Raw genomic sequence first — 12,874 nt, 5'->3', positions numbered from 1 at the left:
ATGTCAGACAGACCCGACACGCCGATGGGGGTGCGCCGTTTCGGGCGCTGGAACCGTTTGGGGATGATGACCCTGGCCGAGCGCGAGTGCCGCCGCTTCCTGTCCATCTGGGCGCAGACGGTGATGGGGCCGCTCATCAACGCGGGCCTGTTCCTCGCGGTCTTCGCCATCGCCATCGGCCCCACGCGCGGAGACGTGATGGGCGTGCCCTACGTCCAGTTCATGGCGCCAGGCCTTCTGATGATGACCGTGATCCAGAACAGTTTCGCCAACACCTCTTCGTCGCTTCTTGCGGCGAAGGTGCAGGGCAACATCGTCGACACGCTGATGCCGCCGCTCTCGGCGGTGGAGATGACCGCGGGCTATCTGGCGGGGGGCGTCGCGCGCGGCGGCCTCGTTGCGGTGGTGATCGGCGTGGTGATGGTCGTGGTGCTGGGCACCGGGATGGCGCACCCGTTCGTGTTCCTTCTGTTCGTCCTGCTCGGGGCGCTGATGATGGGCGCGCTGGGCATCCTCGCGGGCATCTACGCGTCGAAATTCGACCAGATGTCGGCGATCACGAACTTCATCATCACGCCGCTGTCGTTCCTGTCGGGCACGTTCTACTCGATCGACGCACTGCCGCCGGCACTAACGGCCGCGAGCCACCTCAACCCGTTCTTCTACCTGATCGACGGGGCACGCTACGGTACGCTCGGCGTCTCGGACGCGCCGCCGCTTCTGGGCGTCGTGGTCTGCCTTGGCGTGACAGCGGTGCTGGTGGCCGTCGCCTGCGCGTGGTTCCACCGGGGCTACCGCCTGAAGGCGTAACCTCTTGCCCCGCGCGGGCAGAGCGCGTATCCACGGTGCATGGGCAACATGATCGCCATCACCTCGATCCTGCGACGTCGACGCACCCGCGTCTGACGTCCCTTCCGCCCGTTCTCCACCCGCATCGTTGACAGCGCCCGACCGGTAAGGCACCTCTCGGGCTTATTTCCGAGGATTTCGACATGATCCCCGCCATCCTTCCGACCTACAACCGCGCGCCGCTTTCCTTCGTGAACGGCGAGGGGGCCTGGCTCTGGACGGAGGACGGCACCCGATACCTGGACATGGGCGCCGGGATTGCGGTCAATGCATTGGGCCACGCGCATCCCGCGCTGGTCGAGGCACTGACCGAGCAGGCCGGCAAGCTCTGGCACGTGTCGAACCTCTACGACATTCCGAACCAGCAGCGCCTCGCGCAGCTTCTGGTGGACAACACCTTCGCCGACACGGTGTTCTTCACCAATTCCGGCACCGAAAGCTGCGAACTGGCCGTGAAGATGGCCCGCAAATACTGGTCCGAGAAGGGCGAGGACCGCACGACGATCCTGACCTTCGAGGGTGCGTTCCACGGCCGCTCCAGCGCCGCGATCGCCGCCGCCGGGTCCGAGAAGATGATCAAGGGCTTCGGCCCCGTGCTGCAGGGTTTCGTGCAACTGCGCTGGGGCGACGCGGATGCGCTTCGTGCGGCGCTGACGGACGATGTTGCGGCCGTCCTGATCGAGCCGATCCAGGGCGAGGGCGGCATCCGCGTGATGCCCGACGCCGACCTGCAGGCGCTGCGCGAGATGTGCGACGAGACGGGTGCGCTCCTGATCCTCGATGAGGTGCAGTGCGGCATGGGTCGGACGGGGCTCCTGTTTGCCCACGAATGGGCCGGCGTCACGCCCGACATCATGATGGTCGCCAAGGGCATCGGCGGGGGCTTTCCCCTCGGCGCCGTGCTCGCAACCGAAAACGCGGCTGCCGGCATGACCGCGGGCACCCACGGGTCGACCTACGGGGGCAACCCGCTGGCCTGCGCGGTCGGCGCCCGCGTGATGGAGCTGATGACCGAGGACAGCTTCCTGCCCCGCGTGAACGCCGCCGCCGGGCGGTTGCGCCAGGGGCTCGAAGGGCTCGTCGCCTCGCACCCACAGATCTTCGGCGAGGTGCGGGGGGCAGGCCTGATGCTCGGCATCAAGGCGCGTGTTCCCGCGGCCGAACTGGTTCAGCAGGCCTATGCGCAACACCTCCTGACCGTGCCCGCCGGTGACAACGTGCTCCGCCTGCTGCCGCCGCTCAACATCACCGATGACGAGATCGCGGCCGCGCTGGACCGCCTCGACGCCGTCGCGACGGCCCTCGAACGCGTCGTGTAGCTTCATCCTGCAAGAAATACTCTCGGGGGTCCGGGGGCAGACAGCCCCCGGTCCGACCGAGCAAACCGGGACCGACCGATGCCGCATTTCCTCGATATCCACAAAACCGACAAGTCCGACCTGCGCCAGATCATCGACACGGCCCGCGCGATGAAGGACAGCCGCAACGGTCGCCCCAAGGCCGCCCCGGACGACGACCGCCCGCTTGCCGGCCACATGGTCGCGCTGATCTTCGAGAAGCCCTCGACCCGGACCCGCGTCAGCTTCGACGTCGGCGTGCGCCAGATGGGCGGCGAGACGATGGTCCTGTCGGGCGCCGACATGCAGCTCGGCCATGGCGAGACCATCGCCGACACTGCCCGCGTCCTGTCGCGCTATGTCGACCTCATCATGATCCGCACATTCGAGGAAGCGACGCTGCTCGAGATGGCCGAGCACGCGGACGTGCCCGTCATCAACGGGCTGACGAACCGCACCCATCCCTGCCAGATCATGGCCGACGTGATGACCTACGAGGAGCATCGCGGGCCGATTGCCGGGAAGAAGGTCGTGTGGTCCGGCGATGGCAACAACGTATTCGCCTCCTTCGCCCATGCCGCCACGCAGTTCGAGTTCGACCTGGTCTTCACCGGCCCCGAACCGCTGGACCCGGAACCGGCGCTGCACGACCGGATCACGATCGAGCGCGACCCGATGAAGGCGGTCGAAGGCGCGGACCTGGTGGTGACGGACACCTGGGTGTCGATGCACGACCCCCAATCGGCGAAGGAGCGGCGCCACAATCAGCTGCGCGGCTACCAGGTGAACGCGCGCCTGATGGCGCAGGCCAGGCCCGATGCCCTTTTCATGCATTGCCTGCCGGCGCATCGCGAGGACGAGGTCACGTCCGAGATCATGGACGGCCCGCACTCGGTCATCTGGGACGAGGCCGAGAACCGCCTGCATGCGCAAAAGGCCATCATGCGCCACGCGCTCGCGCGGTAGCGGCCCGCTCAGGCCGGCCGGAGACGGAACCCCGTGCCGGTTCCGCGCAGGCTTGCCAGATCGCCGGGCCTCAACCCGGTGATCTCCTCGATCAGCGGGATCGGGGGAAGCCAGCCGTCCGGCGTCACCACGACCGCGCTGCACTTCTCGAATGCGAAGACTTCCAGCGCGGCGCGCTCGGGGCGGCCTTCGGGCAGGGCGCGGATCTTCTCGACCATCAGGATATGCCGGTCGAGCGTCGTCACGAGCACCTCGCCCTCTTCAGGGCCGATCGGCACGACGATCAGGTTCGGCCCCGGATCGCCCGCGGGATCACCGGCCACCGCCGCAAGCCACCAGACGGGGGGAAGCGGGATCGCCCCGTCCTCGTCGACCTCTACTACGTACTCGCCCGTGAAACTGCTCATGCGCGTCGCCTTTCACGCCATGATATAATGTGCAGTCAAGGCGATCCCATACCCCCGGTTGGCTCATCCGATCGACATCACTTCGCATCCCGCAACGCAGCGACCAGCTCGTCCTTGGTCATGTTCGACCGCCCCTCGAGGTCGCGCTCTTGCGCCATCTCCATCAGGTCGTCCTTCTTCATCCCCTCCAGCGCCGCCTTCGAGCCCTTGCGGCGCCCGTTGTCGTCCGTGGCGCCTTCGATCGCGTCCAGAAGCTCTTCCTTCGTCATCGAGGACCGCCCCTCGATATCCAGGTCGTCAGCGCGCTCCTGCAGCATCTGCTTGGTCGGTCCGTCCGCCTTCAGCTTCGAAACTTTCTCCCGCACGTCCTTCGGCTGATCCACGTACTGCCCCGAGCCGCCCTTCTTCGTCCTGGTCGTGCGATCGTACTCGTCCTCGGTCAGCAGCATGCGCACCTGCTTCGGCAGGTAGCGCTCGCCAGACGACCCGGACGTTTCGCCGGACTTCGTGCCCCAGTCCTCCTCGGTCCATTGGTGCAGGTCCGTCTCGTCCTGGGCGGGGCCGTCATCCTCGTAGTCGCCGCCGCGTTTCTTGTACTCCTGCACCGCCATCTGCGCCTTGCGGGCCGACCATTGGCCGGCCTTGCCGCCCTTGTCGGAGCGTGTCACTTCGTCCTTCACCTCTTCCCAAAGCGCGGGATCGGTCTTCTTTGCGTCGCCCATGTGCGGCCCTCCTTCGTCGCAAAATGAACGATCCCGCACGGCGCTCGGGTTCCGGCCGCGACAATCCGCGCGGCCATGACGCAGCCGTTATCTGCCTGTCCGGAACGCCCGTGGGCAGGGTTCGTTGGGATCGAGAAATACGCAGGGAGACTCAGATGCTACGTACAACGACGATCCTTCTCGGAACCGCTCTTGCCGTTCCCGCCGCCGCGCAGGTCGAGCAGGGGCCGAAGAACGCTCCCCAGTTCGAACCCGCCTTCGAGAACCAGACCCGCGCCCCCGAGGTCGAGACCGAGGCCGAACTGTCCGTCGAGACCGTGACCGACGGGCTGGTCCACCCCTGGGGGATCGCGGTTCTGCCCGACGGCGACTACCTCGTGACCGAGCGCGCGGGCAATCTGCGCCTCGTGACCCGCGATGGCGAGGTCGGCGAACCGATTTCGGGCGTGCCCGAGGTCGTGTCCCGCGATCAGGGCGGCCTGCTCGACGTGGCGCTCGCCCCCGATTTCGAGGAAAGCCGCGTGATCTTCCTGACCTACGCGAAGCCCATGGGCTCGGACCAGACCGCGACCGCCGCCGCGCGCGGCGTGCTGAGCGAGGATGGCACCGAATTGACCGAAGTCGAGGACATCTTCGTCCAGAACCCGCCCGCCGACAACGCGATGCACTTCGGCAGCCGTGTCGTGCTGGATGACGGCTATGCCTACATCACCACGGGCGAGCACTTCACCGAGACCTACCGCGACTACGCGCAGGATCTCGACAAGACCTACGGCAAGATCGTGCGGGTCACGCAGGACGGCGAAATCCCCGACGACAACCCCTTCGTCGATACGGAGGGCGCCAGCGACGAGATCTGGACGCTCGGTCATCGCAACATCCAGGGGGCCGACATCCGTCCCGAGACCGGAGAGCTGTGGGCGCTCGAACACGGCCCTGCGGGTGGCGACGAGCTGAACCTGATCCAGCCGGGCGAGAACTACGGTTGGCCGGTGGTCAGCTACGGGGTGACATATGACGGCGAGCCGGTCGGTAGCGGTGAGCCCCGCAGCGAGGAATTCGTCGAGCCGCGCTATTATTGGGATCCGGTCATCGCACCCGGTGGCTTCGTCTTCTATGACGGCGAGATGTTCGCGGATTGGCAGGGCGACGTGCTGGCATCCTCGCTCGTTCCCGGTGCGCTGGTACGGCTGACCCTCGACGGAGACACCGTGACCGGTGAAGATCGGCTCGTGACCGATCAAGGCCGCATCCGCGACGTCGCGGTGGACCAGGAGGGCGCGATCCTTCTGCTGACCGACAAGGAAAATGGCGAGATCCTGCGCGTGACGACAGGAGGCTGATCGGCCCGAGTTGAGACGAATGCCGGGTATCCGGGAGCTTCCGCTCCCGGATATTCATGTTATGTTCCTGTTGGTTGCCGAGGCGCGACGACAGGAGGAGCCGGGTGGCCAGCTATACCTCAAATCCGTTCATCGACGCGCTGACCATCGGGTTTCGCGCGACCAACACGGTCATCGACTACTACCTGGACACGTCCGGTGGCGCCTGGACGCAGGTCGAAGCGGACGCATTCGCGGACGCCACCGCGCTCTGGTCCGACGTCGCGAACATCCAGTTCCGCCGCGTTCATGACCTGGCCCAGGCGGATTTCTCCGAAAGCCTCTACTCCGATCCCGACACGCCGGGGCAGCTGGGCTCTCACGGCATCTATCTTGGCGACGGCGAAACGATCTTCGATGTCGAGATTGGTGAGTGGGGTCCGCTCGAGGGGGAATACAACCGCGCGGGCTATGGCTGGGACGAGAATGACGCGACCGGCGGGCTGTCGAGGGGGGGGCTGGGGTTCACGACCATTCTGCACGAGATCGGGCACGGCATCGGGCTCGACCATTCCCACGCGGACCACAGTGACGACCGCTACGTCTTTCCGGGAGTCGGAGGGAATTCCAGCGCGCAGGGTGAGAACGGACTGAATTCCGAGCTCTACACGTTAATGTCCTACCGTGACGGGCCCGATCTTCGGCCGACCTACTCGGGATACGTGCACAACTGGGGCAAGGCCGGCGGACCGATGGCCTTCGACATTGCCGCCATACAAAACCTCTACGGCGCGAACTGGTCGACCCGCGCGGGCGACGACGTCTATACGCTGCCTTCCACCGATGGGCTCGGCACATACTGGACCGCGATCTGGGACGCGGGGGGCATCGACACGATTGCGCACAACGGCGTCGAAGGGGCGGTCATAGACCTCCGCACGGCGACGCTCGACAATGCTCCGGGCGGGGGCGGACATGTCAGCCGGGTTGGCGATACCTATGGTGGATTTACCGTGGCCAACGGCGTCACCATCGAGAACGCGGTCGGCGGACTCGCTGGGGACACGTTGCGCGGCAACTGGTCGCGAAACCACCTGAGCGGTCGTGACGGAAACGACTCGTTGGTGGGCGCGGGGGGAGACGACACTCTCGAAGGGGGCGACGGGTGGGACATGCTCGCCGGTGGAGGGGGGGACGACCTTGTTTTCGCCTCGAACCAGGAGGACCTCCCGACCTTCGACTGGCTCGATCAGGCGGAATTGGTGGCGCTACGGACCATTTCGGTGTCGATGACGTTCAGCGACCCGATCGCGATGACCGACGCGCCCGAGGCGGACGCATTGTTCGTCTGATCCGCGCCCGTCTCGACGCGCGAGGGATCTGTCGTGCGGCAGGCCGGGCTCGCATCCGTGCCGGCATGAGCTGGTCGACAGGCTCCAGATTTGCCGGGGCAGCGCCTTGCCACCCTGAAGGTTTCAGCGGATAAGCGGCGCGACAAACCGAGCAGCACCGCTTCCCCCGCGGCGCGCGACAGCTACCATGGGGCATATGTCAATCTGGTCCCGCATTCTCGACGCGCTTTCGGCCCTACGCCACGGCGAGGGGCTCGGCGCGGTTTTCGAGCGACTTTCGACCGCGCCCGAGAAATCGGTGGGGTTCACCATCGCCGTCATCGCCTTGGGCGCCAAGATGGCGAAAGCCGACGGAGCGGTGACTCGCAACGAGGTGACCGCGTTCCGCGAGGTGTTTCATATCCCGAAAGAGGCGGAGGCCGCGGCGGGCCGCGTCTTCAATCTCGCGCGTCAGGACGTCGCCGGATTCGAGGATTACGCCGCCCGGATCGGCAAGATGTTCGACTCCGAAGCCGACACGCTGATCGACCTGATGGACAGCCTGTTTCACATTGCCGTGGCGGATGGCGCCTATCATCCCCACGAAGAGGTGTTCCTGCGCCGCGTGCAGGAAATCTTCGGGCTGTCGGAAAGCTGCTTCCGCCAGATCCGCGCCCGCCACGTGGCTGACGCGCCGCCCGATCCCTACGAGGTGCTGGGCGTCTCCCCGGACACGCCGATGGACCAGATCCGGGCCGCCTGGCGGCGCGAGATCAAGGAGAGTCATCCTGATCGAATGATCGCGCGCGGCGTGCCGGAAGAAGCCCTCCACCTGGCCGAGCGCCGTATCCGTGCGGTGAACGCCGCCTGGGAAGAGATCACCGCCGCGCGCGCGTGACCCGCAGCAAGGTCGCCTGCGGACGGGTCGTCCGCGCTGCGCTCTGACGACGGACTAGGCGGCCATGGCCGTCGCCGGAACTCCGGACGGTCTTGCGGCCCATGATGAGATCGCTTCGCCACGCTCGGGTTCATCCGTATAGCGACGCTTGCGGTGGTGACCGGCACGTCGCGCGTGCGGACGGGGGCGAAGCTGCCGTCGCAGCGTCAGAGGTTCTGCGCCAGCACCGCGCGGGCGCGAGCCTCGGCGCGGCGGACGCGGACGGCGGTGAGATAGGCTTCCTCCATCGTCTGACTGGCGTTCTGAATCGCCTCGGCAACCTGTCGGACGAGGCTCTCGTCGGCACCGGCCGCGATCTTGCGAATGGTCTCTTGCGCCAGGTCGTCTGCGACCTGCTCCATCAGTGTCATTCGTCAGTCCTTCCGTTTCTTGGCGCGAAGCGTGGGGTCGGCCTGCGTCGGGTCTTCGGGCCAAGGGTGCCTCGGATACCGGGCGCGCATGTCCTTGGCGACGTCGGCGTAGCTGCCGGCCCAGAAGCCGGGCAGGTCCTGGGTGACCTGGACGGGACGCTGCGCAGGGCTGAGGAGGGTCAGCTTCAGCGGGCGCCCGGCCACGGTCGGATGGCTGGTCATGCCGAAAAGCTCCTGCACGCGGATCGCCACTTCGGGGGCCGCGCCGCCATAGTCGATGGGCACGCGACGGCCGAGCGGCGTTTCCAGATGCGCGGGCGCCTCGGCGTCGAGGCGCTGCATCTCGTCATAGCCGAGGCGCGCGCGGAGGGCGGGGAGGAGGTCGAACCGCTTCCACTCCTCGGCCGTGCGGATGCCGCCGATAAACGGGAGAAGCCAGTCTTCGGCCTCGGCCAGGAGCGCCTCGTGGGAGGTGTCGAAGAGGCCTGCGAGCGCCACGCGCGCCAGGAAGCGGCGGGCGGGATCGGAGGGATTCAGGCCAAGTTCCCGCACGCCGTCGAGCATGGCGCGGGCGACAGCTTCGGGCGGAGCGTCGGGCCAAGGCCGATCGTCGAGGGCGATGGCCCCAAGGCGCTCTTGCTGGCGAGAGATCACCCGGCGGTCGCGGCGGGACCATTCGCAGACCTTGATCCAGGCGATGCGCGAGGCATGAACGGCGCGAAGGTCGGCCTCGGTGATGGCGATGGCTTGCCGGATTGTCGCCTCGCGCGGGTGTCCGTCGGTGTCGGTAACGACGATCAGGCGTTGACTTGCGAGCGGATCGCTCTCGGCCATCGCGGCGCCCTTGCCGCCCGACAGCAGCCATCGCGGCGCCTCACCGGGACGGCGGAGGCCGATGCGGTCGGGGTAGGCGAGCGCGGCGGTCCGCGCGGGCGTAAGGTCGGTGGGCGGGCCGGCATGACGCTTCAGCCGCCTGGCTTCGGCACGGATGCGTTGCGCCGCCCCCTTCGCGACACCGAAGCTCCCGGGATCCCGCAAGGCGCGGAGGCGCAGCGTCAGGTCGCTGCCCCGGTCGCGCAGAATATCGCGATCCGACAGGAGCGCGGCCAGATCCGCCGCATCCGGTCCCGCAGAATGCAGCAGATGTGCAAGTCTTGGATGTAGCGGCATCGCTGCCAGAGCCCGCCCGTGATCGGTAATCGACCCGCCGTCAAGCGCACCGAGACCCGTCAGCAGCGCCTGCGCCTCGGCCAGCGCGCCGGCCGGAGGTGGCGTCAGGAACGGCAGGGCCGCGCCGTCCGGGTCGCCCCACAAGGCCAGCTCCAGCGCGAGTCCGGTCAGGTCGGCGACCTCGATCTCGGGCGGGGCGAAGGCGGGCAGCGCGCCGTCTTCGCCCTTGGTCCAGAGCTTCCACGCCACCCCCGGTGCCACGCGTCCCGCGCGGCCGGCGCGCTGGGTGGCCTCGGCGCGGCTGACCCGCTCGGTCACCAGTCGGGTCATGCCGCTGCCCGGATCGAAACGCGCGCGGCGGGCCCGGCCGCCGTCCACCACGACGCGCACATCCTCGATCGTCAGGGACGTCTCGGCGATCGATGTTGCCAGCACCACCTTGCGCCCCTGCGACGGCCGGATCGCCGCGCGCTGCTCGGCAAAGGGGAGGGCGCCGTAGAGCGGCAAAATCTCGACCCCCGGCAGTTCGAGGCGGGACATCGTTCGGCGGATCTCGCCCTCTCCCGGCAGGAAGGCGAGGATGCTGCCCGCTTCTTCGGCGACTGCGCGAGCGATCAGATCGGCCATGGCCGCGTCGAAGCGGGCCCCCTTGTGCAGGGGCTGGTCCAGCCAGCGAGGTGTCACGGGGAAGGCGCGCCCCTCGCTGGTCACGACCGGCGCATCCAGCAGGCGCGCCACCGGCGCGGCGTCGAGCGTGGCGGACATGACCACGATCGCCAGATCGTCGCGCAGGGCCTGGCGGACCTCCCACACCAGCGCGAGGCCCAGATCGGCGTTTAGCGAGCGCTCGTGGAACTCGTCGAAGATCACGCAGCCGATGCCCGTGAGCTCGGGGTCACGCTGGAGGCGGCGGGTCAGGATGCCCTCGGTCACGACCTCGATCCGGGTGGTGTCGCTGGTCACCCGCTCGCCTCGGATCGCGTAGCCGACGGTTTGGCCGACGGGCTCGCCCAGCGTCTGCGCCATCCGCTCGGCGGCGGCGCGGGCGGCGAGGCGGCGTGGCTCGAGCATCACGATGCGCCCCGCGACCTGATCCAACAGGGCGAGGGGCACGCGGGTCGTCTTGCCCGCGCCGGGGGGCGCCTGCAGGACCACGCGGCCGTGGGCGGAAAGGGCGGCGCGTATCTCGGGCAGGACGGCGTCGATGGGTAGGTCCATGGTGTCGGGATAGCGCCCCGCTCTGGACAAGCCCAGCCCTGCCACGCATCAACGTGGCATGGACCGATCCACCCTCGCCACCCGCCTGAAAAAGGGCGACCGCCGGGCGCTGTCGCGCGCCATCACGCTGGTCGAATCCACCCGCGCCGACCATAGGGCAGAGGCCGTGGCGCTGCTGGCAGATGTGGCCGATCCCGCGCGCCAGGCGCTTCGGATCGGGATGTCGGGCACGCCCGGTGTGGGCAAATCGACCTTCATCGAGGCGTTCGGCAAGCTGCTGACGGGGCAGGGGCTGAGCGTGGCGGTTCTGGCGGTGGACCCGTCCTCGGCCCGCTCGGGCGGCTCGATCCTGGGCGACAAGACCCGCATGGAAGAGCTGTCGCGCGATCCGAACGCCTTCATCCGCCCTTCCCCCAGCCAGACCGAGCTTGGCGGTGTGGCGCGACGGACGCGCGAGGCGATCGCGCTGTGCGAGGCCGCCGGCTTCGACGTGGTGATCGTCGAGACGGTGGGCGTGGGCCAGTCCGAAACGATGGTCGCGCAGATGACGGACCTGTTCGTGCTGCTTCTGGCCCCGGGCGGCGGCGACGAGCTGCAGGGGGTCAAGCGCGGGATCATGGAGATCGCGGACCTGATCCTGATCAACAAGGCCGACGGCGCGTCGAAGCGCCAGGCCGAGGCGACTCGCGCCGATTACCAAGGCGCGCTGCGGCTGTTGCGCAAGCGCGAGGGTGATCCCGACGGCTTCCCGCAGGCGATGGCGGTCTCGGCCGTGGCGCGCGAAGGGCTCGCGCCTGCGTGGGAGCAGATGCAGGCGCTGGCCGCGTTCCGGCGCGAGACGGGGCATTGGGGCCGCGTGCGTGCGGCGCAGAATCGGCACTGGTTCGAAGAGGCGGTGCGCCAGGGACTGATTCACCACCTGGTGCAGGACCCCCGGACGAGGGGCGAGATGGACCGTCTCGGGCGCGCCGTGGCGGCCGGAGAGACACCGCCCGCGGCCGCCGCCGACGAGATCCTGTCGCGGCTTTTGACGGGCCGGGGCGGAAATCCGACCGATGCGTCTTGACGCCGGCCGCGCTATCTTCTATCTGCCCGCAACCCTGACACATACTTGTCCGTGGGCGCATGACGCATGTTGCCCGGGCACGCTGAACCGAAGGACGAACCAATGTCGCGTGTTTGCGAACTGACCGGCAAAGGCCCCGCCACTGGCAACAATGTCAGCCACGCCAACAACAAGACCCGTCGCCGTTTCCTGCCGAACCTCAACGACGTCACGCTGATGTCCGAGGTGCTTGGCCGCACGGTGAAGCTGAAGATCTCGGCCGCCGCGCTGCGGACCGTCGATCACCGGGGTGGCCTGGACGGGTTCATGGCCAAGGCGAAAGAGGGCGAACTGAGCCCCCGCGCCGTGAAGATCAAGCGTGAGATCGAGAAGGCCCAGACGGCCGCCTGATCCCGCTTCGTTGAAGATGCAACCGACCCCGCCACCCGCGGGGTCTTTTGCGTTTCAGGCGCAGAGTTCGTTCACCCAGGCCGGAACGATCCCGGTCGCGGGCCCATAGCGGCCCTCGTCGAACACGCCGCCTGACGGCTCGAGGTTCAGCTCGAGCGTTGGGATGCCATGTGCGGCGGCCATCTCGACGAAGCCCGCCGCGGGGTAGACCGTGCCGCTCGTCCCGATGGCGACGAAGAGGCTTGCGCGGGAGAGGTTCGCCTCGATCTCGTCCAGCCCGTGGGGCATCTCTCCGAACCACACCACGTCCGGGCGCACCGCCTGGGCGCCGCAATGTTCGCAGTGGTCGAACGGGTCCATGATCTCCGGTGCATGCCACCGCGCGCCGCACTTGTTGCAAAGCACCTGGTCCAGGCGCCCGTGCATGTGCAGGACCTGTGCGGCGCCCGCCCGATCCAACAGCGTATCCACGTTCTGCGTCACGAGGAACGTCTCGCGCGCGCCCTGCAACCGGGCGAGGGCCCTGTGGGCGGCATTCGGTTCGGCCGAGGCAGCGTTGGCGCGGCGGGCGTTGTAGAAGTCGAGCACGGTGGAGGGGTCGGCCGCGTAGCCTTCGGGCGTTGCAACCTTGGAGAGGTCGTATTTCGTCCATATCCCGCCCTGGTCGCGGAAGGTGCCGAGGCCGCTTTCGGCGGACAGTCCGGCGCCGGTCAGCACGAAGATCATCAAACCTCTCCCGTGGTCGGTTTCGGGTCCTGCGTATTTCCAGAAGCAAGGACGTGCAAATG

General features: G+C 67.9%; 13 protein-coding genes. 8 read left to right on the top strand and 5 right to left on the bottom strand.

From position 1 onward, the window contains the following. The 3 genes from PAM7066_RS04415 to argF all read left to right on the top strand — a co-directional run bounded on the left by PAM7066_RS04415 (position 1) and on the right by argF (position 3,152). Positions 1-810: an ABC transporter permease gene (locus PAM7066_RS04415; protein WP_085852935.1), complete on the top strand. Its 810-nt coding sequence runs from the start codon at positions 1-3 to the stop codon at positions 808-810. A gap of 182 nt (positions 811-992) precedes the next feature. Further along, positions 993-2,168: an aspartate aminotransferase family protein gene (locus PAM7066_RS04410; protein ID WP_085852934.1), complete on the top strand. Its 1,176-nt coding sequence runs from the start codon at positions 993-995 to the stop codon at positions 2,166-2,168. Positions 2,169-2,246: 78 nt separating this feature from the next. Next, positions 2,247-3,152, top strand: coding sequence for an ornithine carbamoyltransferase (gene argF / locus PAM7066_RS04405; protein WP_085852933.1), 906 nt, complete (start codon positions 2,247-2,249; stop codon positions 3,150-3,152). An 8-nt stretch (positions 3,153-3,160) separates the two neighbouring features. Here argF and PAM7066_RS04400 read toward each other — a convergent pair whose 3' ends face one another. Both PAM7066_RS04400 and PAM7066_RS04395 read right to left on the bottom strand, forming a co-directional pair. Beyond that, positions 3,161-3,559 (bottom strand): hypothetical protein, encoded by a 399-nt coding sequence (locus tag PAM7066_RS04400; RefSeq protein ID WP_085852932.1) that lies wholly within the window; start codon positions 3,557-3,559, stop codon positions 3,161-3,163. Between the two features lie 77 nt (positions 3,560-3,636). Beyond that, entirely contained in the window at positions 3,637-4,281 is a 645-nt protein-coding gene (locus tag PAM7066_RS04395; RefSeq protein ID WP_085852931.1) for a Rho termination factor N-terminal domain-containing protein, read from the bottom strand. 155 nt (positions 4,282-4,436) lie between these two features. Here PAM7066_RS04395 and PAM7066_RS04390 point away from each other — a divergent pair, with 155 nt between their 5' ends. The 3 genes from PAM7066_RS04390 (at position 4,437) to PAM7066_RS04380 (ending at position 7,832) form a co-directional block, all read left to right on the top strand. Continuing rightward, the gene (locus PAM7066_RS04390) at positions 4,437-5,624 is read left to right on the top strand and encodes a PQQ-dependent sugar dehydrogenase (protein ID WP_085852930.1); all 1,188 of its coding nucleotides are present in this window, start codon (positions 4,437-4,439) and stop codon (positions 5,622-5,624) included. A 104-nt stretch (positions 5,625-5,728) separates the two neighbouring features. Next, positions 5,729-6,955 (top strand): M10 family metallopeptidase C-terminal domain-containing protein, encoded by a 1,227-nt coding sequence (locus tag PAM7066_RS19510; RefSeq protein ID WP_276326061.1) that lies wholly within the window; start codon positions 5,729-5,731, stop codon positions 6,953-6,955. A gap of 196 nt (positions 6,956-7,151) precedes the next feature. Next, positions 7,152-7,832: a molecular chaperone DjiA gene (locus PAM7066_RS04380; protein ID WP_085853282.1), complete on the top strand. Its 681-nt coding sequence runs from the start codon at positions 7,152-7,154 to the stop codon at positions 7,830-7,832. Between the two features lie 206 nt (positions 7,833-8,038). On the opposite strand, the gene PAM7066_RS04375 is transcribed toward PAM7066_RS04380, so the two are convergent. Beyond that, positions 8,039-8,242: a hypothetical protein gene (locus tag PAM7066_RS04375; protein ID WP_085852928.1), complete on the bottom strand. Its 204-nt coding sequence runs from the start codon at positions 8,240-8,242 to the stop codon at positions 8,039-8,041. Positions 8,243-8,245: 3 nt separating this feature from the next. Further along, the gene (gene hrpB, locus PAM7066_RS04370) at positions 8,246-10,630 is read right to left on the bottom strand and encodes an ATP-dependent helicase HrpB (protein ID WP_085852927.1); all 2,385 of its coding nucleotides are present in this window, start codon (positions 10,628-10,630) and stop codon (positions 8,246-8,248) included. Positions 10,631-10,688: 58 nt separating this feature from the next. Between hrpB and meaB the strand changes: the two genes are divergently transcribed. Then, positions 10,689-11,696, top strand: coding sequence for a methylmalonyl Co-A mutase-associated GTPase MeaB (gene meaB, locus PAM7066_RS04365; RefSeq protein WP_085852926.1), 1,008 nt, complete (start codon positions 10,689-10,691; stop codon positions 11,694-11,696). A 102-nt stretch (positions 11,697-11,798) separates the two neighbouring features. Further along, positions 11,799-12,086, top strand: coding sequence for a 50S ribosomal protein L28 (gene rpmB / locus PAM7066_RS04360; RefSeq protein ID WP_085852925.1), 288 nt, complete (start codon positions 11,799-11,801; stop codon positions 12,084-12,086). A gap of 54 nt (positions 12,087-12,140) precedes the next feature. Here rpmB and PAM7066_RS04355 read toward each other — a convergent pair whose 3' ends face one another. Further along, a complete protein-coding gene (locus tag PAM7066_RS04355) occupies positions 12,141-12,812 on the bottom strand; it encodes an NAD-dependent deacylase (protein ID WP_085852924.1) in 672 nt (223 codons plus the stop codon). Positions 12,813-12,874 lie beyond the last annotated feature (62 nt).

The organism is Palleronia marisminoris, from assembly GCF_900172315.1.
Taxonomy (GTDB): Bacteria; Pseudomonadota; Alphaproteobacteria; order Rhodobacterales; family Rhodobacteraceae; genus Palleronia; species Palleronia marisminoris.
The sequence above is the reverse complement of the archived record's forward strand: the minus strand, read 5'-3'. Positions and strand labels throughout refer to the sequence as shown.